We start from the raw sequence: 18741 nt of genomic DNA on the forward strand, positions 1-18741 counted from the left end.
CGGCACCGGCTCGGGCTCACCCGCCGATCGCGGACATCGGACGGTCGGGCTGCAGGAAGCCGGGATCGTCGATGCCGTGTCCGGCGAGCTTCGCGGTCACCGACTCGCGGATGGCCGACTCGATCCGTTCGTCCGGTGCCCCGGAACGCAGCAGCGCACGCAGATCCGATTCACCGCGTGCGAACAGGCAGTTCCGGAGCTGTCCGTCGGCGGTGAGTCGCACCCGGTCGCATGAACCGCAGAACGGCGCGGTCACCGAGGCGATGACCCCGACGGTGGTGGGCCCGCCGTCGACCGTGTACAGCTGTGCCGGATTCGAGCCGCGGTCGTCGCACGCGCTGAGGGCGAACTCCGCCGACAGGGCCGCGAGGATGTCGTCACCGGTGACCATCTGCGCCCTCGACCAGGTGTGCCCGGCATCGAGCGGCATCTGCTCGATGAATCGCAATTGAGCGCCGTGCTCGCGCGCGAAACGGACGAGGTCGGTCAGCTCGTCGTCGTTGACGCCGTGCATCGCGACGGTGTTGATCTTGAGCGGCGTGAGGCCGGTGGCCTGTGCGGCGGCGATCCCGCGGAGCACGTCGTCGAGCCGGTCCCGGCGGGTCAGCGTCGCGAACCGGTCCGCTCGCAGCGTGTCGAGGCTGATGTTGAATCTCTCCAGACCCGCATCGGCCAGCTCCCGAGCCCGCGTGTCCAGTCCGATCCCGTTGGTGGTGATGGAGACGCGCAGCGGTCCGTCCGCGCCCTCGATCGCCGAGAGCCGGTGCACCACGTCGGCCAGGTCGGGTAGCAGCAGCGGCTCGCCCCCGGTCAGCCGTACCTCGACGATCCCCAGCGACGCGAAGACCGACGCCAGACGGATGATCTCGTCGGTGGTCAGCAGTTCGGGACGCGGGATCCACGGCACGCCCTCGGCGGGCATGCAGTAGGTGCACCGGAGGTTGCACCGGTCGGTCAGGGAGATCCGGAGATCTCGGTGCACGCGGCCGAATCGATCGACGAGCTCGCGGCCGGTCATGTCGCGACCCGGCCCAAGCCGACCCACGTGTGCGAGCCGTCGCTCTCGATCTGCTTCTTCCATATCGGCAGTTCGGCCTTCACCGTCTCCACCAGATCGCGATCGAGGTCGAAGGCGTCACCGCGATGCACCGACGAGACCGCTGCGACGATCGCGACGCCGCCGACCGGCAGCCGGCCGACCCGGTGGCTGACCGCGATCCGCACTCCGGGTCGGTCGACGCGCTCCGCGATCTCGCGCAGGATGCGCTCGCTGTCGGGGTGAGCGCTGTACTCCAGTTCCACTACCTGCCCGCGCGCGTCGGGATCGTTGTCGCGCACCGTCCCCACGAACAGCGCGGTGGCGCCCGCATCCGGTGCCGCTACGGCGTTCACATGGGCCGCGACGTCGAGGTCGACGTCACTGATCCGGGCGAGGACGATCATCGGTGATCGCCTCCGGCGGCCTGAGCGACGGCGTGCTCGGCGATCTGCACGATCACGGGGACACCGTCGCGCACCGCGCCGGTCGACCCCGCCAGATTCACCACGAGGGAACCGCGCCGCATGCCCGCGACGCCCCTGGAGAGCATCGCGTGCGGCAGTGCCGCGATGCCGACCCGCCGGATCTCCTCTGCCACGCCGGGCAGTTCACGCGTCAGCAGCGGTGCCGTGGCCTCGGGCGTCACATCGCGGGGCGAGACGCCGGTGCCGCCGGTCGTGACGACAAGACCCGAACCGGCCTCCACCACTTCGACGATCACACTCGAGATCGCGTCGCGATCGTCGGGGACGACGATCACCTCGGCGCTCCAGCCCGCCTCCCCGAGGAGATCGGCCGCCAGCGGACCGGAGACGTCCTCGCGTTCGCCGGCGAACGACCGGTCGGAGACGGTGATCACCGTCGCGCGCTTCTGCTTGGAATCCACACCTTCGAGCGTGCCACGTCCGATGCCGCGGCGTGAACCGCACGGCCGTTTCATTCCGGTGCTCATCGATCGTCCCGCCGCGCCGTCTTGGTGTACCAGGGGCGCGGACCGTGCCAGCCGTAGCGCAGCGACGCCAGACGAACCACGGTCACCAGCGCCGCGCACAGCAACCCCACCCACGGCCGATAGACGCCGAGGTGCAGCAGCAGCGCCGTCACCGCCGCGCCGACCAGCGACGGAATCGCGTAGAGATGCTCGTTTGACCGCAGCACCGCGGGCACCGATCCGGAGAGCACGTCCCGGATGATGCCGCCGCCGATCGCCGTCGTCAGACCGAGCATCGCCGCGCTGGGCGCGCTGAGCCCGTGCTCGTAGGCGGTCACGGTGCCGGTGACCGCGAACAGGCCGAGACCCACCGCATCGGCCACCTCCAGCGGCCATCGGGTCAGCCGGGCCGGCGGGTGCCACACGAAGATCACGAGCGCGGTCGCGACGGCCACTGCCACCAGACGCAGGTCGGTGAAGGCCGTCGGAGGCGTCTTCCCGATGATCACGTCGCGGATGATGCCTCCGCCGAGCGCGGTCGCCGCGGCCAGCAGCACGATGCCCACGACGTCGAGGTCGCGCCGCACGGACAGCAGCGCACCGGACGCCGCGAAGGCCACGATCCCCGCCAGTTCGCCGCCGTGGTGGACCAGCGACGCGGCGTTGTCGAGGTTCGAGGACAGCCACACCGACATCGACCACCTCCGAGTCCGTCTTCGACCTGCATGCGGCAGACGCGTGAGGCGTCCGAGGCCCGATCAGCCCGAGGTGAATCTAGCGCAGGCACCGCGCCTGGTGAGCAGCGGAATCCCCGTCGCCGGCTCCGCGGGTCCGCGGAGCCTGGCAGACTGGAGACATGAGGAAGAAGTGGGCCGAACTCTCACCCGCCGCACGTGCGGGGATCATCTCGATGGCCGCGGTCGACGCGGGCCTGCGCGTCTGGGCGATCCGCGATCTGCGGTCACGCGACAAGAGCCAGGTCAACGGCCCGAAACTGGTCTGGACCGTGGTGCTCGGCGGAGTGAACTCCGCGGGGCTCCTGCCCACCGTGTACCTGCTCGCCGGGCGCAAGCGCACCCCGTCCGAATCGCATTAGCCTGCGGTCGGAGCCGACGCGCCGTACGCTGTCAGTGCACCTGACCGGACCGGCTGCGAGATCGGACTCATCCGACATCCGCCGGACCCTTGCGAACCACGGATGCGCCGCATCCCGTCCCGAACCCGATGGCCTCGCCGAATACGGTGGGGCCATCGGTGTCTGGACGCTACGCGGCGAGCCTCCGGGGGTTAAAGGCCAAAATGTGTGTACGGCCCGGGCGTGGCGTCGGGGTGGTTTATCGGTTTCGTCCTCCCCAGCCGTGTTGGATACCGTTGCCGTCTTCCCAGTTGAAGCCGGTGTCGTAGGCGGCCGGTCCGATCTGCTCGTCTTCGAGCGGAGTTTCCTTCGGTCGTGGCGGCGGTGGGTTGTAGTGCTCGGCGCGGACCAGGCTCCACGGATCGTGTGGGTGGGCGGTGAGGCTGTTCAGTTTCCATTCGGCGGCCCGGCGGGCGTGTTCGGTGAGGAACCCTCGATGGGTGCGGAACAGGTCCTTGAGGGCCTTGTTGGGGCCGCCTTCGAGAGGTGAGGTGGTCCGCGGGAGCGGGTGGTCCTCGTCGGTCAGGCGGGGGTCGATCCAGGTGAACAGGTGCTCGGCGGCGATGAGCTTGCGGAACAGGCCGCGGGTGCGGCGGAGGTCGCGGTGGGTGTACCACCAGGTGCTGGCCTCGGCGACGCCTCGGGGGCGGACGGTGTGCGGGCGGGCGTAGGTCCGATGCCGGAGGAATCGGTCGTGTTCATGCTCCCAGTCGTTGTAGGCCTGCAGCCACAGCACGGCCTGGTCGGCGTTGCGGATGTTCATCAAAGCTGTTGTCAGAGAGATGATTTGGCGTGCTGCGTCAGTTCTCGGGTTGTACGTGTGGTGGCGGCGGATGGTCTGGAAGATGTGGAAGTAGCAGCGTTGGACTCGGGTGGTGGGCCAGTCGTCGGAGATCGCTGAGAGCAGCCCGCGGCCGCCGTCGATGACCGCGATGCGTGGGGCGGGTTGGCGTTGCAGGATCTGCTGCCAGGCGATCTTCTTCTCGCGGTCACACCATTGCCAGTCGACGACGTGGGTGCCGTCGAAGGCGATCAGCAGGCACCAGGATTGGAAGTAGGTGCCATCGAGCATCAACACCTGTGCCGGCTCGGTCAGCGGCGGTGGTGGCGGGACTTCGATGTTCCAGCACCAGGAGCGTGAGCGGCGGAAGGTGCGGGCGATGACGTGGTCGGGCTGTCGGCCGTGCAGGAGCCAGGTGTGGAACGCGGTGAGCTCGGCTTTGCGGGTGACATCGGGGCGCTTCTGGGTGCTGGAGGCGCCGCAGTCCTTGCAGCGCCAGCGGGTGCGGCCGGCGCTGGTGGTTCCGTTCTTGACGAGCTTGCGACCGCATACACCACAGGATGGGGAATTCCGAGAACCTGACACCGAACATGCTTTCAAAGCATGTTCGACCCACCATCACCCGAGGTCAGGCATCAGAAATCAGCGGATCTGTACACACATGTTGGCCTTTAACCCGCCTCCGGTTCCGCTGTTCCACCGCGAAGTGTGCGAACACGATCAAGCTGAGGAATGCGGCGAAGGTGCACCAGATCGAGGCGTATCCCGCGGCGTTCATCACCGCGGCGACGCTCATCGCGACGAGATTGCCCGCTCCCATCGCGACGACGTAGCGGTGCGAGCTCGACATCGGCGCGACGCAGGTGGCGAACACATAGGGAACGGCCAGCCAGGCAGCACTGAACGGGACGCCGAGCCGGTAGTCGAGGTTGCCGTCGACCACCGCGACGCTGATACCGGGCTGGATCGCGAGATACAGCATGTACACCGCGAGCACCGCGCCGACTCCCAGCGGAACCGTCTGCAACCGGCGCCGGTGTGGCTCCGATTCCATCAGCCACACGGCCCACGGGATGTAGGCAGGCAGCACGGCCCACGCGAACATCACCCACATGTGCACGCCTGCGCCGGAGAGCAGCGCCTCGCTGCGGTCGCCGAGCGCCAGCCAAGTCCATCCCTCCAGCGCCTGATGCACCCCGAAGAGCAACGGCAGCGCCGCGAAGGGCAGCTGCCGCACATCCCGGACCAGGCACAGGGTGGTGGCGCCCACCGCGGTGATCACACCGGCGCCCACGAAACTCGCAGTCGCGCTGAAGCACATGCGTCGAATCCTGCCACTCGCGCGGGCACGGCAGCGGACATTCACCCTCGGCCGCGCCGCAGAACGGACGAGGACCCGCCTCCTTGAAGGAGACGGGTCCTCGTCACATGCCTATCGGCGGGAAGTCACCAGCTGGACTTCTGCACACCCGGCAGCTCGCCGGCGTGCGCCATGTCGCGGAAGCAGACGCGGCACAGGCCGAACTTGCGGTACACCGAGTGCGGGCGTCCGCACTTGTTGCAGCGGGTGTAACCCCGGACTGCGAACTTGGGCTTCTTGTTGGCCTTGTTGACCAGAGCCTTCTTTGCCATCTCAGTTGTCCCTATCTCAGTTCGCGGCTGCGTCGTTGCTCTTGAACGGGAAGCCCAGAGCGCGAAGCAGCGCACGGCCTTCGTCGTCCGTGGTGGCCGAGGTGACGACCGTGATGTCCATGCCACGCGGCCGGTCGATCGAGTCGATGTTGATCTCGTGGAACATCGACTGCTCGTTGAGGCCGAAGGTGTAGTTGCCGTTGCCGTCGAACTGGCGGTCGCTCAGACCGCGGAAGTCGCGGATACGCGGGAGGGCGATCGACACGAGGCGATCGAGGAACTCCCACATGCGGTCGCCGCGGAGGGTGACGCGCGCACCGATCGGCATGCCCTCACGCAGCTTGAACTGCGCGATGGACTTGCGGGCGCGGCGGATCTCCGGAGCCTGACCGGTGATGAGCGCCAGGTCGGCGACGGCACCGTTGATCAGCTTGGCGTCACGGGCGGCGTCGCCGACACCCATGTTCACGACGACCTTGACGACGCCGGGGATCTGCATGACGTTGGCGTAGTTGAACTCTTCGTTCAGCTTGCCCTTGATCTCCTCGCGGTACTTGAGCTTCAGGCGAGGCTGGACCTTCTCAGAAGTGGTCATATCAGATGTCCTTCCCGGTCTTGCGGGAGATGCGGACGTTCTTGCCGGTCTCCTCGTCGCGGCGGTAACCGACGCGGGTCGGGTTGCCGTCGGCGTCGACGATCATCACGTTCGAGACGTGGATCGGAGCCTCCTGCGTCACGATGCCGCCGGACTCCGCACCGCGCTCGTTCGCCGAGGCGCTGGTGTGCTTCTTGATGCGGTTGACGCCCTCGACGAGCACGCGCTCGCGCTTCGGGTAGGCCTCGATGACCTTGCCCTTGGCGCCCTTGTCCTTGCCCGCGATGACGATGACGGTGTCACCCTTATGGATCTTCATGGGTCAGATCACCTCCGGTGCGAGCGAAACGATCTTCATGAAGCGCTTGTCACGCAGCTCGCGGCCGACCGGGCCGAAGATGCGGGTACCGCGCGGGTCGCTCTCGTTCTTGAGGATGACGGCCGCGTTCTCATCGAACTTGATGTACGAGCCGTCCGGGCGACGGCGCTCCTTGACGGTGCGCACGATGACGGCCTTGACGACCTCACCCTTCTTGATGTTTCCGCCGGGGATGGCGTCCTTGACGGTGGCGACGATGACGTCACCCACGCCGGCGTAGCGCCGCGACGATCCACCGAGAACACGGATGCAGAGGATCTCCTTCGCACCGGTGTTGTCGGCCACGCGCAGCCGCGATTCCTGCTGAATCACTGCGTAGTCTCCTTGACCTGGATACTTATGTCCGCCGGATTTCCGACCCGACGCACACGGTCTGTCACCATCGAAACCCGCGCCTGCCTGGGCGTTCCCCGGATTCCGGAGGACGCCGCAGTGGGTTCGCGGCTCGACTCGCGGCGCACACGCCGCAGGCAACCGCTCTAGTGTAGGCCGATCCCCCTGCTGCAGCCAAATCAGTTCAGCGCCGGGACCTGGGGAAACCTCGCCTGCGAGTGCTCACCGTGCCGGCCGTCCGCCTTCGGCGGGCTCCGGTGGAAAGTCGATCCTGCGGGCGGAACCGTCCTCGGCGACGGCGATCGTGGCGTACCGGTCTCGCCGCTCGGGCAGGAGCCGCACCGTGACCTGCGCGCCGGCGCGCGCCCCCGTCAGCACCCCGACGGCGGCCTGCCGGACGTCGTGCAGCACGGTGCTGTCGAGGACCGGCGCTGCCTTCCGGTCGTCCAGCAGCAGCACGCGGACGCCGCGTGCTCGCGCCTGCCACGCGGCCTCGGCCAGTTCGGGGACATCGAGCCCCGGAGCCCGGATGCGGTCGCGCAAGCCGGCCTCCACGAGCAGACACATCGCCACTTCCCGGTCGGTCAGCGGTTCACCCGAGGCGATGCGCTCGAGCAGCGGCCGCACCCCGTCCTGCAGCTGTCGGATGCGGTCGCCGCGGACCGCCAGGGGCTCCCCGTCCGCCCCGCCCCGTTCCCCCAGGCCCCGTTCTCGCAGGCCCCGTTCTCGCAGCCTGCGCATGGCACTGATCTGCCGGACGCGTGGCCGGATGATCATCGCGAAGAAGGTGGCCGCTGCCAGTATCCCGATGTTCCCGGGCACCGCGATCTGCGCCGCCGTCACGAAGTCGATGTCGCGAGCCTGGGCCGCCACGGCCGTGGCGAGCACGCCCAGGAGTCCGCCCGCCCACGCGATCGCGATCTGCCCGCGCACCGCGAGGACCAGCGACGTCAATGCCACGGCGCCGCCGAGTGACAAGACTGCCGCACGGTCGCTCACCTCGGCCGCCCAGACGGACAGCCCGGACGCGGCCACGCCGGACGCCGCCACGGCGACCGCGTGCCACGGCCGCATCGGGTCGGACGGCGAGCGCAGTCCGGCGACCCAGCCGGCGCCCAGGATCACGAACCCGCCGACATACGCGGCCGGCGCCCGCACGTCGCCGCTGGCCAGACCGAGTGCGGCGAACGCCGTCCAAGCACAGGCCACCACCAGCGCCGCGCCCCGGCTCCGCAGACCGAGCACGGTCGCGACGTCGGCACTCCCCTGCTGGGCGGCGCGGTCTGCCGCAACCCGATCCGGCGCGGTCATCCGACGCTCACCGCCGCCGGTGACCAGCGCAGACGGACAGTGCAGCCCTGTCCCGGCCTGCTGACGACGACGGCCTCTCCACCGCGGAGCGCGCCGACGCGATGGCGGATGCTCAGCGCCAGCCCGAGGCGGTCCGCCGACACCGATTCGGGATCGAAGCCCACCCCGTCGTCGGTCACCACGATCTGGATCAGGTCGGGCCCGATTCCGATGAACACCGCCGTCGCAGCCGCGGCGCCGGCGTGGACGACGCTGTTACGCACGGCCTCGGCGGCTGCCTCGGCCAACGCCGAGATCACCGTGTCGGGACAGGCGATCGCGTGGTCGTCGATCTCGACCGTCACCGGCAGATCGCCGTCGATCCGCGCGATCACCGCCCGCAGCCGGGCCACCGCCTCCCTGGCGCCCACGTCGTCGGGCGTTCCCGCTTCATCGGCCAGCCGGTCCAGCGCCTCGAGTGCACCGGCGGCCTGGTCGGCCACTCGTGGGTCGTCCCGGTCGGCCGCCACCGCCACGAAGGTCGAGAGCACATAGTCGTGAATGAGGGCGTCGACCCGCGCCGCCTCCACCTCTGCCACTCCCTGAGCGACTGCCGATTCGGCTTTCGATCGGGACTCGTCGAGTTCCGCGCCGAGCCGCAGCACCCGATGGGCCAACAGAACACACACCGACGTGAACACGATCCCGAAGAGCGCCTCCTCCACCGCCGACCACACATCGGCGCCGGTGACGTACCAGACCGCGACCATCGCACCCAGAAGCTTGGCGACGGCCAGCAGTGCGATCGCCTCGCGGACCGGCCGCACCAGGACCGCTGCCATGCCCACCAGGCCGGCGAAGTCGAGGATCCAGAACGCCGGGCTCTGTGTCTCGGCGCGGCACAGCGCCAGCCACAGCACCGCCGCGGCGAACAGGCCGATCGCGCACGAGAGTGCAAGGGCCGCGATGCCGCGATGCCAGGCTCTCACCAGCGAGGCCGCCAACAGTGCGAAGCCCGGGCCGAAGGCGAGCAGGGCGGCGGCCACCGGGTACCACTGCGGCAGCCGTCCATCGGCTTCAGACGCCATCTGCGGCAGCGCGATCACCGCGTAGATGAGATAGCCGATTCCGACGAACCTGGCCAGGGAGGTTCGGACGCGGTCACGCTGAGGGTCGCCGCCGAGAACCGTTCCCATCGAATGTCGCCGCCCGCCGTCCGGAGATCCGGACAGCGGGCGGCGACTTCTGATGAAAGTCCGGGTCACCACTCCTCTAGTGTCGTATACCCGTCCTGCAATGCGCGAGCGAGAAGGTGCGCTTTCGTCGGTGCCGGGCGGCCGACGGCCGCGTACTTGGCACGAATCCGCGAAATATGCGTGCTCACGGTCGACTGAGAGATGAAGAGTTTGTTCGCGGCGTCCTCTTTCGACTCCGCCGCCATCCACGCGAGGAGCACTTCGACCTCACGTGTCGACAGTGCGGGTCGCGACGGAGGTGCGACGACCAGATGCGGCAGTACTGCTGCATCGACCACCGGCGCCGTCATGCGGGGCACCCGCCCATCGTTGATTCCGACCTCGAGTTCGGCAACGCTCACAGGCGATCCTCCTGTCAAATCCCCGACCGGCTGTGGTTGGCACCTGAACAGGAATCGCCCAGGCTCACAATCAACGTTACGAACGGCGTCGCCGCCCCGGTAGACCCAGAAATAGGGACATCTTCGGGCGTTCCGCGCGCTGTGACGCACGGCATGTGAGCAGCGGAGAAGGCCCCTCAGGAGTCCCGGAGCGGCATCGGGAGCCAGCCGTCTTCGACCGCACGTTTGAACAGGTCGAGTTTGGTGCGCGTGGGACGGCCCGCATCGGCGTACTTCTGCCGGATCCGCTTCAGGTACTCGTTGACCGTGTCCGGGGTGACACCCAACTCCTGTCCGACGCTGACCGACGTCCCGCCGGACGCATACAGCGTCAGCACTCGTTGCAGCTGCGGACTCAGGTCGACGGCATCGAGGTTCGGGTCACCGTCGATGGCGGCCGCCCACTCGGTGGTCAGCACTTCCTCGCCGCCGGCCGCGGCGCGGATCGCGGCGAGGATCTCCTCCTCGGAGGCGGACTTGAGAACCACCGCGAGCGTCCCCGCGCGGGCAGCCGAGCGCAGCAGGTCCGGATGCTCACCGGAGGTGTAGACGACCGTCACGATGCCGTGATCGGCGAGCGTGCTGACGTTCTCCCGCGGGGTGGTTCCGTCATTGAGACGCAGGTCGAGGATCACGACGTCGAGATCCGTCGCCTTGTCCAGGAGCTCGGCCACGGTGGGTGCGGAGCCGACGAGTTCGAGGTCGTCCTGACGCTCCAGAATCCTTTCGATCCCCCATACCGGCGACTGGTGGTCGTCGACCATCCCGACGCGAACGATCCCGGACTCGGGCGTCCGCGGACCGCCGTCGTCGTCCATGTGCTTCGTCATCTCCCCATCCCCTGTCCGATACGAACATCTCGGACGTCTTCAAAGTATCGAACGCCTCCGACAAGATCTCGGTGTTCCTTCGTTCGGGGGACCAAAGTCCGTGACATGCGCCATCTCCTTCACCAGGGAACTCACCCGCAACGCCAGACTCACGACGTAGCGTGAGACAGATGACTGACATGCGAGTTCACGACGTTCTGGGCGTCGACGTCGAGATGCCCGTACGGATCCGGTCGGCACGCTGCTTCGTCGCCGGGTTCACCGCCGACACCGAAGCCGTGCGCGCCGCCGTCCGCCGCCGCGGCGACCTGGACCTGGCACCGTTGCAGGTGCGCCGCGGACGAGCACTGTGCATGCTCGTCTTCGTCGACTACCGGGACGGCGACCTCGGGCCGTACAACGAGTTCGGCGTCTGCTTCCTCATGCAGCCGCCCGGGCGGCAGGCCTCGGCGCTGTCCGCGATGCGATCCCTGGCGTCGGCCGACGCCCATGCGTTGATCCACGATCTGCCGGTGGACGGCGAGTTCACTCTGGCGGCCGGCCGCGGGATCTGGGGCTTCCCGAAGATCCTCGCCGATTTCGAGGTCGACCACGACTCGGCGGTGAAGCACGGACGCGTCAGCCAGGACGGCAGGCTCATCGCCGACCTCACCGTGAGCCGTGGCGTCCCGGTTCCCGACAGCGCGCGCGACACCGTTCTGCAGGCGTATTCGCAACTCGACGGCGTCGCGCGCCGGACCCCGTGGCGTCTGACCTCCACCTCGGGAACCAGGACCCGACTGGGTGGCGCGCGCCTGACGCTGGGCGACCACCCGATCGCGGACGAACTGCGGCGCCTGGATCTGTCCCGGCGCGCGCTGATGGCGTCGTCGGTGGCCGACCTGTCGATGACCTTCGACGATGCGACCGTGCTCACCCCGGCACCCTGACGGCGACATCTGCTGTTAGGCTTGCCTAAATAATCCCGTCTGACCACTAGGAGAGCCATGACCGCCATCCGAAACCTCCGTCGCCCCGCCGCCGCGCTCGCGGCCGTCGCCGCCACCACCGCACTGCTGGCGGCATGCTCGAACTCCGACGACGACACCGCGAGCACCGCCTCCGCTTCGCAGTCGGCGAGCGTCGAATCGAGCGCCATGGCCGGTGTCGAAGGCCTCGACAACGCCAAGGCACAGGAGATCATCCGGACCGCGGTCGACGGCAACACCTCGATCGACGACCTCTCCAAGGTCGTCGACACCTCGACTCCCGGGTCGGCCGAGGCGCTCAACGCCTTCGCCAAGGCCTCCGGTCCGGCCGGCTACACCCCCGACGCCTACACCGTGAAGTCGGTCAAGGCCGACGGTGAGAACAAGGCGGTGGCCGTGACCGCCGTCAAGTCGCCGCACGCTCCGGCACCGGTCGACATCCAGCTCGCGATGGTGAAGCAGGACGGACAGTGGAAGCTGGCCGGCGCCTCGGTCACCACGCTGACCTCGATGATGCCCAAGCACTGACCGGGGATCTCGACTCAGTCTCCGCACCGGCGGCGCTCCTCAGTCCGAGGATGCGCCGCCGGTGTCGTCTCTCCAGGCCAGTTCACCGGCGGTCGAGACCGCGCACACGCGCCGCCGCGTGCGGGTGCCGTCGGATTCGCCGATGGACGCCACCACGTCCCGGCCGGCAGGAAGCAGACGGGCGGTCACCCCGCCCCGCCGCGCCCGGGTGAGCACCGCGACGAGTTCGGCGTGGAGGGGGCCGTCGGCGACCCCGCCCCGCGCGTCGACCCGCCGGTCGTCGAACAGCCTGACATCGACACCGCGCTCCCGCGCCGCCGCCGCGGCGTCCCGCACGGGCTGCGACATCCAGCCGCGGCCGCGGACCTCATCCCTCAGCTCGGCCTCCACCAGTCGCGCCCGCATCACCTCGCCGGGCGAGAACCCGTCACCGACGGAGAGTCGTTCCAGAAAGGGCCGGACCTCCTCGTTGAGGGCGTCGAGCTGCGCGCGCCGCTGAATCAGCGTCGCCTCGTGCGCAGCGCTCGCTTGGACGGCCGCGACCTCGCGGCGGTCGAGCACGCGGGCGAACGCCAGCAGCGGCCGGACGTAGAGCATCATCAGCGAGGCCGGCACCATCGCCGCGAGCATGCGCAGCGCCACCGGGACCGCCGTGCCCGGACGCCAGCCCCACGCCGCCACCGCCACGCACGACAGTCCGATCACCAGCACGAACCCCAACCACGCCCACCTCGCCCGGCCGCGCACGATCAGCAGACACATCGCGACCGCGTACGCGATCATCGGCGCGCTGGGGCGCACCCAGTTGGCCGGTCCCACCGGAATCGACCACCACACCACCGCGCCCGAGGCCGCGCCGAGACAGACCACGACGATCGCCGCCGGCCGCGACAGCGGGTCGTCCACACCGCAGGTCGCCAGACACAACGATGCGGCCAGACCGATCGATCCGACGACCATCGCAGTGAGCTGTGCGAAGCTGAGGTCGAGCCGTGGCAGGAACAGTTCCACCACCACGTACGCGACCATCACCGCTCCCACGGCCACCCGCAGTCCGGGGCGGCCGAGACCGAGCATCTCCGCCATGGTCTCCGGTCCCCGGCCGGGCCGCGCGTCGCCGGACGGGTGCGGGGCGCGGCGGACCGTCGCGGTCACGGCCTGCGCCATTCCAGCGACACCATCGTTCCGTCGGACGCCGAGGAATCGATCCAGGCGCCGCCGCCGGGCTGTTCGCGCATGCGGCGGAGGATTCCGAGTTCGATGCCCGCACGGTCGGGCGGCACGCGGTCCGGATCGAAGCCGACGCCGTCGTCGACGATCCGGAGACGGATGAGGTGTGCGTCGAAGACACCGACGAGTGCGCGCGAGGATCCCGGCCCGGCATGGGTGACCGCGTTGGCGACCGCTTCGGCGGCCGCGTCGACGAGTGACTCGACGAGCACGTGCGGGTACTCGATCTCCGGATCGTCGACCCGGAGGTCGATCATCGTGTCGTCGCCGATCGCGTTCACCGCCTCTCGCAGCCGGAGGACCGACTCGCGAGCCGAGACGTGCAGGGGCGGCCGGTAGGGGGCCGAACGGCCATCGAGGTCGGCGAGCGCCGTGGCCGCCTCCCTCCTCGTCTCGGCGTCGGCCGGGTTCTCCGACACCAGTCTGAGCATCGCGACCACTCCGTCGCGCACCACCGCGTCGAGCCGCTCTCGCTCAGCCGTCCGGGCGGCTCGACTCGCGGCATTCGCACTCGCCGCCAGGATTCGGTCCCGGCGCGCATCGGTCTCGCGCAGCGCACGCATCATCGAGTACTCCACCGTGAGGAACACACCGACCAGTGTGGCGGTCAGCAACGAGTTCGCATAGCCGATGGTGCCGAGTTGCCCCTGCTTCACGTACTGCTGCGCGGTCGCGAGCAGGATCAGCACGAATGCCGTGTACGTCACCGTCACCCGGGGCCGGTACACCGTCGCCATCACCACGGCGGGCAGGACCACGGTGTTGGCGGGCCAGATCGGCGGCGACCCGTACGTCGACGGCGCCGCACCGCCTTTCCACGCGACGAGCCACAGCACCACGGCGGCCGCATTGGCGACGCCGAGGAGCAGGGAGAGCGGACCTACGCGGCGCCCGTTCCCGAACGACGCGTCCAGGAGCAGGGCCGTCGCCGATCCGCCGACGAGCGAGATGCTGACCGGGAGCCACCACACCTCCACCAGGACCACCACCTGGTCGTAGTACGCGAGCATCAGGGTCGGCACGAGCAGCGATGTGATCGCCATGCAGACCGCGGCGCCGCGCCGCATCCGGAGTTCGTTCACGACTCCACCACCCGGGTGCGTCCGCCGCTGAACTCGACCCGCCGCCGAGTGCCGCCGTGCGCCACCGTCACCGATGCCACCGGGCAGCGGCCGGGCGGCGCCACGCGGGCCACCACCTCGCCTTCGGATAATGCGTCGAGTTCGGCGCACAGGACCGTCGAGACCTGCGCCAGGATCACTGCGGCTTCGTCGACGGTCACCTCGCTCAGGCCGCCGTCGTCGAGCAGGGTCACCGACACGCCGCGGTCTCTCGCGCGCCACACCGCCCTGCGGACCTCGGAGGTGTCGAATGACGGCGCTCGGATGCCATCGCGCAGGAGGGCCTCGATCAGCCGTGCGGTCCGGACGTCGGCTCCGGTGACCTGATCGGCGTCGAGCACGTTCTCCAGCAGCGGACGCACCCTCCCGTCGATCCGCGCGATCCGCTCCTCACGTGCCAGCAGCGCAGCCTTCCCCGCGCCCTCCTCGTCGGAGGCGCGCTCGTGTCTGGCGGCCAGCGCGTCGAGTTCCCGGAACAGCGGCGACAGCATCGCCGTGGCCGCCGTGGCTGCGGCGAGGAGCACCGCCGTCGTGGTCTGGACGGTGCTCCACCAGTGGGTCGCGCCGGTGACCGCGCCGAGCACCAGACCGAGGGCGATGCCGCTCAGTGCACCCACCCAGGCGATCACGGCCCGGCTGCGGAACACCAGCAGTGTCTCCAGCACGAAGGCCGTGACGAACATCGGCAGGTATGCGTGGGCGTCGGTGACACCGTCGGCCGCGACGGCCACCCACACCACCGCCTGCGCCACCAGCGTCAGACCGATGGCCACCAGTGCCGGGCTACGGCCGAATCGCCCCGGGGGCGGAGAGAGCGTCACCGCGAAAGCCGCGGTGTAGAGCGCCAGCCCGCAGCCGGCGCCGACCCAGTACGCGAAGCCCCGCGGTTCCACCGCACCGCGGACCGCCATCAGAATGCCCAGCGCAACGAGGTATCCGGCCAACACCACCACCATCGGTGCACGACGCACCGCAGGTTCGGTGATCGTTCTTCTGGGCTCCACAGCGGCGCTCACCGGTCAGCGCCCGGATCGGCCCAGCCGAGTTCCACTCGGGTTCCGGCGCCCGGAGCACTGACCACCCGGCTGGTGCCGCCGTCGAGCTGGCGCATCCGTTCCAGAATCCCGAGGGCCACCCCGATGCGGTGCGCAGGAATCGCCTCCGGGTCGAATCCGACTCCGTCGTCCACGACCACCGCACTGATCCGGTCGGGCCCCACGCCGCAGAGCACGGCGCCGGACGCCTCGGGGCCGGCGTGCCGATGGAAGTTGCGTACCGCTTCCCCGACCGCTTCGATCACGGTGTCGGCCGCCGCGGCCGGGAACTCGGTGCCCGGCGGAGCGGAGACCACGGCTTCCACCTCGACCCCGGAACCGAGATCGTCGACGGACAGACGCAGTCGCTGCAGGAACTCGGTCGCCCGGATCCGCTCCGCGCCCGGCTCCACCTCGGTCGACCAGTTCGCGAGTTCGTCGAGCACACCCGAGATGTTCTGCCGAAGGCCCACGGACAGCGGCCCGGGTCGCAGAGCCGTCAGGAGCGCGATGAGGCGGTCGTGCACCATCGCGTCGATCCGGCGCCGTTCGGCGTCGCGGACGTTGCTCCGCAGCAGTGCCACGGCTCGCGCGGCCGCCTCCTGCCGCTGTTCGTCGAACCGGTGCGCTGCGCTCATCACCGCCCAGCAGATGCCCAGATAGATTCCGGCGAGGGCCAGAACCCACAGTCCCGCGGCGAGGTCCACCCAGGCCACGCCTCCCGAGGCGATCGAGGCGACGAGAAGGCTGAGCCCGCCGGCGACCACGAGGTTCGCGACCGCGAAGCCGAGCCTGCCGCACAACACCAGCAGGCAGCTCGCGATCTGGGGGATGAAGACGATGCCGTGATCGAACCCGTTCGCCGGAACCTGGCCCACGTGCCCGTCCCACCCGGCGATCAGCGCGAGGAAGGCGAGGGCACAGCCGACGGCCACCGGTTCGAGCCGATCGATCCGGCGGGTGACCCCGACGGCGACGACGGCGAGCGCGGAAGCCAGGACGACGGCGATGCCCAGCCACCGCCACCAGTGGCCGGTGAGCGCGAAGTAGCGGTCGAGATCGCCGGGCGCGAGGAAGAAGATACCGAGATAGGTGAAGCCGAATACGGTGGTGCCGGTCGCCTGCATCCGCGCCGACACCGACGGCACCGATCGACTAGCCGGCATCGCTCCCTCTCCCGACCCGGCGAGACCGCGGTTTCCCCAAGCGTGAAACGTCGCCCGAACGGGCCGGTCAGGCGTTCTTCTGGTCTGCTTCCATCGCGTCGATCAGACTCTGCGGGCGCAAGTCGGTCCAGTTCTTCTCCACGTACTCCAGGCACGCTTCTCGACTGTCCTCGCCGAACACCTTGGTCCAGCCGGCCGGGATGTCCGCGAACGTCGGCCACAGCGAATGCTGGTTCTCCGCGTTCACCAGAACGTAGAACCGGCCGTCTTCATCGTCGAACGGGTTGGTCATCACTCATTCCTTCCGGCCGCCGCAGTCCGGTGCGGCGGCCCACACAGCAGAGCCCGGCGGGCCTCATCCTCCGGCCAGTCAACCGGTCACACCTGACGATAATCGCAGCCCGGCGGCCGATTCCGCAAAAACATGCCGGGCGCGCGCTGCGATGTGCTTTGTTAAACAATTGCAACTTTGGCCACAGAGGCCCCGCAGCACCGCGCTCACCTGCAAAAACAGCGGCAAACCGGACCGCCTGCACATACGTTCGGACCGATCGCGAGCAGTTCTGGGAACTAACCCCTATCGCGGACCGTTGTCAGCAGGACATACTCATTCAAACGCACGACCACAGCGGCAGCTAGAGAAGTACAGGTGATCACCATGAGTAGCGATCTGCTCGAACGCATCGAAGACCGCAGCATCACGATGCCGCGGCTCGTCGCCGTCCGCCTCGCGGGCAAGCCGGTCACCTATGCCGAACTCGCGGACGAGATCGCTTGCCGCCTCGAGGCCGGCGGTTACTCCGACCACTCGGCGAACGCCGCGCTGTTCGCCGCGCTCATGAACCTTCTCCCCTATCGCCTCCGCACCGTCGGGCCCCATGAGGACCTTCGCATCGTCTCTTCGGCCATCCGCTGGCTCAACGCGTACCACGGCACGGGCGTTGAAGAGCGGCGCCTTCAATCTGTCAGCTGAACGGACTATCGGCCGACCCCGATCATTCTGTTACAGCTTCCGATCCACATCGCGAGTGTTGAGTCTGCGATATAGATCACACACGACTTGGGGCGGGTAGCGTGTCCGATTCGACGGATCTGATCGCAGATTCATCTGAAACGCCGACACACCCAGATCTGTCCGCCGACAAACTCCGAACTGTCCGCATTGGGCGGTAGGGTTCGGCTTTGTGACTCACCCAACTCTCTCCGTCATGGTTCCGGCGCTCAACGAGGAGGATTCGATCGCGCAGACGCTGACCCGTCTCTGCGAACAGATCGAGGACCTCAACGAGATCATCGTGGTCGACAACGGTTCGACCGACCGCACCGCCGAGATCGTCAGCGAGTGCAGCGCGCGGGAGCCGCGGATCCGTCTGGTCAGCGAGACCCGCCCCGGACTGATATTCGCGCGCAACGCCGGATTCGAGGCCTCGACGAGTGAACTGACGGCGCGCCTGGACGCCGACACGGTTCCGCACCCCGGCTGGGCCCGCTCCATCCGGGAGTTCTTCGCCGACATGCCCGACGACGTGGTGCTCGCCACCGGCCCCCTCACCCCGTTCGACTCTCCGTTCAAGAAGACCTTCGAGAAGTCGAATCAGCGGCTCATCGCGCGGGTGCGGGCCAAGTCCGACGACCCGCGCGGAATCGTCGGTCTGCACATGGCCACCGGCGGCAACAGCGTTCTGCGCACCGCGGTGTGGCCCACGATCCGGGACGCCGTCTCCGACCGCACGGACGTGTACGAGGACTTGGATCTGTCGCTGTGCTGCCGGGAGGCCGGCTATCGGATCGCCTTCATCGTCGGCATGGCCGCCGACAGCTCGGCGCGCCGTTTCCGCAGCAGCCCGCGTTCGTACGGCCGGTACATGCGGCAGTTGCCGGAGACCTACCGCATCCACGGGCTGCACGGCGAAGCCCGCAAGAGCCGCCTGCAGGTGCTGAACAACCGGGTCCTGCACCTGTTCACCTGGCTGCCGACCCGCGCGTACGACGCGAAGACCGGGACGATGTCGTTCCGCCGGATCTTCCGAAGCGACGACCCGAGCGACACCGCCCGCGTCTGAATCCGAGCGGCGCCGCCGGGGATCGGGTCACGATCCCCGGCGGACTCGTC

General features: G+C 68.9%; 24 protein-coding genes. 5 read left to right on the forward strand and 19 right to left on the reverse strand.

The features are described from left to right. Positions 1-16: 16 nt before the first annotated feature. The 4 genes from moaA to GSI01S_RS06190 are packed head-to-tail and all read right to left on the reverse strand — an operon-like array spanning position 17 to position 2665. On the reverse strand, positions 17-1018 hold the full coding sequence (moaA, locus tag GSI01S_RS06175; RefSeq protein ID WP_006895610.1) for a GTP 3',8-cyclase MoaA: 1002 nt from the start codon (positions 1016-1018) through the stop codon (positions 17-19). After that, entirely contained in the window at positions 1015-1443 is a 429-nt protein-coding gene (locus tag GSI01S_RS06180) for a molybdenum cofactor biosynthesis protein MoaE (RefSeq protein ID WP_006895611.1), read from the reverse strand. Before GSI01S_RS06180 ends, moaA begins: the two co-directional genes overlap by 4 nt. Continuing rightward, positions 1440-1991, reverse strand: a complete 552-nt coding sequence (locus GSI01S_RS06185; RefSeq protein WP_006895612.1) for a MogA/MoaB family molybdenum cofactor biosynthesis protein — start codon at positions 1989-1991, stop codon at positions 1440-1442. Before GSI01S_RS06185 ends, GSI01S_RS06180 begins: the two co-directional genes overlap by 4 nt. Beyond that, positions 1988-2665 carry a trimeric intracellular cation channel family protein gene (locus GSI01S_RS06190; RefSeq protein ID WP_006895613.1) on the reverse strand — a complete coding sequence of 226 codons (678 nt, stop codon included), beginning with the start codon at positions 2663-2665 and terminating at the stop codon, positions 1988-1990. The genes GSI01S_RS06185 and GSI01S_RS06190 overlap by 4 nt, the downstream gene beginning before the upstream one ends. Positions 2666-2826: 161 nt before the next feature. Between GSI01S_RS06190 and GSI01S_RS06195 the strand changes: the two genes are divergently transcribed. Beyond that, entirely contained in the window at positions 2827-3066 is a 240-nt protein-coding gene (locus GSI01S_RS06195; RefSeq protein WP_006895614.1) for a hypothetical protein, read from the forward strand. Positions 3067-3304: 238 nt separating this feature from the next. Here GSI01S_RS06195 and GSI01S_RS06200 read toward each other — a convergent pair whose 3' ends face one another. From GSI01S_RS06200 to GSI01S_RS06245, 10 genes are all read right to left on the reverse strand, one after another. Beyond that, on the reverse strand, positions 3305-4471 hold the full coding sequence (locus GSI01S_RS06200; RefSeq protein ID WP_006895615.1) for an IS256-like element ISGsi1 family transposase: 1167 nt from the start codon (positions 4469-4471) through the stop codon (positions 3305-3307). Positions 4472-4514: 43 nt separating this feature from the next. Continuing rightward, on the reverse strand, positions 4515-5207 hold the full coding sequence (locus GSI01S_RS06205; protein ID WP_006895616.1) for a DUF6629 family protein: 693 nt from the start codon (positions 5205-5207) through the stop codon (positions 4515-4517). A gap of 125 nt (positions 5208-5332) precedes the next feature. After that, positions 5333-5518, reverse strand: a complete 186-nt coding sequence (locus GSI01S_RS06210; protein WP_006895617.1) for a type Z 30S ribosomal protein S14 — start codon at positions 5516-5518, stop codon at positions 5333-5335. A gap of 16 nt (positions 5519-5534) precedes the next feature. Continuing rightward, positions 5535-6113: a 50S ribosomal protein L5 gene (rplE, locus tag GSI01S_RS06215; RefSeq protein WP_006895618.1), complete on the reverse strand. Its 579-nt coding sequence runs from the start codon at positions 6111-6113 to the stop codon at positions 5535-5537. 1 nt (position 6114) lies between these two features. After that, on the reverse strand, positions 6115-6432 hold the full coding sequence (gene rplX / locus GSI01S_RS06220) for a 50S ribosomal protein L24 (RefSeq protein ID WP_006895619.1): 318 nt from the start codon (positions 6430-6432) through the stop codon (positions 6115-6117). A 3-nt stretch (positions 6433-6435) separates the two neighbouring features. Beyond that, positions 6436-6804, reverse strand: a complete 369-nt coding sequence (rplN, locus tag GSI01S_RS06225) for a 50S ribosomal protein L14 (RefSeq protein ID WP_006895620.1) — start codon at positions 6802-6804, stop codon at positions 6436-6438. Positions 6805-7047: 243 nt separating this feature from the next. Further along, positions 7048-8136, reverse strand: a complete 1089-nt coding sequence (locus GSI01S_RS20615) for a DUF8320 family protein (protein WP_006895621.1) — start codon at positions 8134-8136, stop codon at positions 7048-7050. Further along, positions 8133-9311 (reverse strand): sensor histidine kinase, encoded by a 1179-nt coding sequence (locus GSI01S_RS06235; RefSeq protein ID WP_006895622.1) that lies wholly within the window; start codon positions 9309-9311, stop codon positions 8133-8135. Before GSI01S_RS06235 ends, GSI01S_RS20615 begins: the two co-directional genes overlap by 4 nt. 65 nt (positions 9312-9376) lie before the next feature. After that, positions 9377-9661, reverse strand: a complete 285-nt coding sequence (locus GSI01S_RS06240) for a LuxR C-terminal-related transcriptional regulator (RefSeq protein ID WP_085950743.1) — start codon at positions 9659-9661, stop codon at positions 9377-9379. A gap of 227 nt (positions 9662-9888) precedes the next feature. Next, the gene (locus GSI01S_RS06245; RefSeq protein ID WP_372452498.1) at positions 9889-10581 is read right to left on the reverse strand and encodes a response regulator; all 693 of its coding nucleotides are present in this window, start codon (positions 10579-10581) and stop codon (positions 9889-9891) included. 170 nt (positions 10582-10751) lie between these two features. On the opposite strand from GSI01S_RS06245, the gene GSI01S_RS06250 reads away from it, so the two are divergent. After that, a complete protein-coding gene (locus tag GSI01S_RS06250) occupies positions 10752-11510 on the forward strand; it encodes an acetoacetate decarboxylase family protein (protein ID WP_039867056.1) in 759 nt (252 codons plus the stop codon). Between the two features lie 57 nt (positions 11511-11567). Beyond that, the gene (locus tag GSI01S_RS06255) at positions 11568-12077 is read left to right on the forward strand and encodes an MTB12 C-terminal domain-containing protein (RefSeq protein ID WP_006895626.1); all 510 of its coding nucleotides are present in this window, start codon (positions 11568-11570) and stop codon (positions 12075-12077) included. A gap of 39 nt (positions 12078-12116) precedes the next feature. Here the strand turns inward: GSI01S_RS06255 and GSI01S_RS06260 are convergent, their stop codons facing one another. The 5 genes from GSI01S_RS06260 to GSI01S_RS06280 form a co-directional block, all read right to left on the reverse strand. After that, on the reverse strand, positions 12117-13244 hold the full coding sequence (locus GSI01S_RS06260; RefSeq protein WP_006895627.1) for a DUF8320 family protein: 1128 nt from the start codon (positions 13242-13244) through the stop codon (positions 12117-12119). Next, entirely contained in the window at positions 13229-14389 is a 1161-nt protein-coding gene (locus tag GSI01S_RS06265; RefSeq protein ID WP_101841534.1) for an ATP-binding protein, read from the reverse strand. The genes GSI01S_RS06260 and GSI01S_RS06265 overlap by 16 nt, the downstream gene beginning before the upstream one ends. Beyond that, positions 14386-15432 (reverse strand): hypothetical protein, encoded by a 1047-nt coding sequence (locus tag GSI01S_RS06270; protein WP_231650316.1) that lies wholly within the window; start codon positions 15430-15432, stop codon positions 14386-14388. Before GSI01S_RS06270 ends, GSI01S_RS06265 begins: the two co-directional genes overlap by 4 nt. A gap of 8 nt (positions 15433-15440) precedes the next feature. Further along, a complete protein-coding gene (locus tag GSI01S_RS06275) occupies positions 15441-16628 on the reverse strand; it encodes a sensor histidine kinase (RefSeq protein WP_006895630.1) in 1188 nt (395 codons plus the stop codon). A 67-nt stretch (positions 16629-16695) separates the two neighbouring features. Beyond that, the gene (locus tag GSI01S_RS06280) at positions 16696-16920 is read right to left on the reverse strand and encodes an MbtH family protein (RefSeq protein WP_006895631.1); all 225 of its coding nucleotides are present in this window, start codon (positions 16918-16920) and stop codon (positions 16696-16698) included. A gap of 366 nt (positions 16921-17286) precedes the next feature. Between GSI01S_RS06280 and GSI01S_RS19470 the strand changes: the two genes are divergently transcribed. Both GSI01S_RS19470 and GSI01S_RS06290 read left to right on the forward strand, forming a co-directional pair. Next, complete coding sequence (locus GSI01S_RS19470) at positions 17287-17601, forward strand: hypothetical protein (RefSeq protein ID WP_156150513.1); 315 nt, start codon at positions 17287-17289, stop codon at positions 17599-17601. A gap of 211 nt (positions 17602-17812) precedes the next feature. Next, positions 17813-18691 (forward strand): glycosyltransferase family 2 protein, encoded by an 879-nt coding sequence (locus GSI01S_RS06290; RefSeq protein WP_006895633.1) that lies wholly within the window; start codon positions 17813-17815, stop codon positions 18689-18691. The last annotated feature ends 50 nt before the right edge of the window (positions 18692-18741 follow it).

The organism is Gordonia sihwensis NBRC 108236, from assembly GCF_000333035.1.
GTDB classification, from domain to species: Bacteria; Actinomycetota; Actinomycetes; order Mycobacteriales; family Mycobacteriaceae; genus Gordonia; species Gordonia sihwensis.

Bases quoted from the DNA above. Each gene is read 5' to 3' on its own strand.
- GSI01S_RS06195 (WP_006895614.1), top strand. From the start codon at position 2,827: ATGAGGAAGAAGTGGGCCGAACTCTCACCCGCCGCACGTGCGGGGATC.
- moaA (WP_006895610.1), bottom strand. From the start codon at position 1,018: ATGACCGGCCGCGAGCTCGTCGATCGATTCGGCCGCGTGCACCGAGAT.
- GSI01S_RS06210 (WP_006895617.1), bottom strand. From the start codon at position 5,518: ATGGCAAAGAAGGCTCTGGTCAACAAGGCCAACAAGAAGCCCAAGTTC.
- GSI01S_RS06250 (WP_039867056.1), top strand. From the start codon at position 10,752: ATGACTGACATGCGAGTTCACGACGTTCTGGGCGTCGACGTCGAGATG.
- GSI01S_RS06190 (WP_006895613.1), bottom strand. From the start codon at position 2,665: ATGTCGGTGTGGCTGTCCTCGAACCTCGACAACGCCGCGTCGCTGGTC.
- GSI01S_RS19470 (WP_156150513.1), top strand. From the start codon at position 17,287: ATGAGTAGCGATCTGCTCGAACGCATCGAAGACCGCAGCATCACGATG.
- GSI01S_RS06205 (WP_006895616.1), bottom strand. From the start codon at position 5,207: ATGTGCTTCAGCGCGACTGCGAGTTTCGTGGGCGCCGGTGTGATCACC.
- rplE (WP_006895618.1), bottom strand. From the start codon at position 6,113: ATGACCACTTCTGAGAAGGTCCAGCCTCGCCTGAAGCTCAAGTACCGC.
- GSI01S_RS06240 (WP_085950743.1), bottom strand. From the start codon at position 9,661: ATGACGGCGCCGGTGGTCGATGCAGCAGTACTGCCGCATCTGGTCGTC.
- GSI01S_RS06275 (WP_006895630.1), bottom strand. From the start codon at position 16,628: ATGCCGGCTAGTCGATCGGTGCCGTCGGTGTCGGCGCGGATGCAGGCG.
- GSI01S_RS20615 (WP_006895621.1), bottom strand. From the start codon at position 8,136: ATGACCGCGCCGGATCGGGTTGCGGCAGACCGCGCCGCCCAGCAGGGG.
- rplX (WP_006895619.1), bottom strand. From the start codon at position 6,432: ATGAAGATCCATAAGGGTGACACCGTCATCGTCATCGCGGGCAAGGAC.
- GSI01S_RS06245 (WP_372452498.1), bottom strand. From the start codon at position 10,581: ATGACGAAGCACATGGACGACGACGGCGGTCCGCGGACGCCCGAGTCC.
- GSI01S_RS06235 (WP_006895622.1), bottom strand. From the start codon at position 9,311: ATGGGAACGGTTCTCGGCGGCGACCCTCAGCGTGACCGCGTCCGAACC.
- GSI01S_RS06185 (WP_006895612.1), bottom strand. From the start codon at position 1,991: ATGAGCACCGGAATGAAACGGCCGTGCGGTTCACGCCGCGGCATCGGA.
- GSI01S_RS06280 (WP_006895631.1), bottom strand. From the start codon at position 16,920: ATGACCAACCCGTTCGACGATGAAGACGGCCGGTTCTACGTTCTGGTG.
- GSI01S_RS06180 (WP_006895611.1), bottom strand. From the start codon at position 1,443: ATGATCGTCCTCGCCCGGATCAGTGACGTCGACCTCGACGTCGCGGCC.
- GSI01S_RS06260 (WP_006895627.1), bottom strand. From the start codon at position 13,244: ATGGCGCAGGCCGTGACCGCGACGGTCCGCCGCGCCCCGCACCCGTCC.
- GSI01S_RS06255 (WP_006895626.1), top strand. From the start codon at position 11,568: ATGACCGCCATCCGAAACCTCCGTCGCCCCGCCGCCGCGCTCGCGGCC.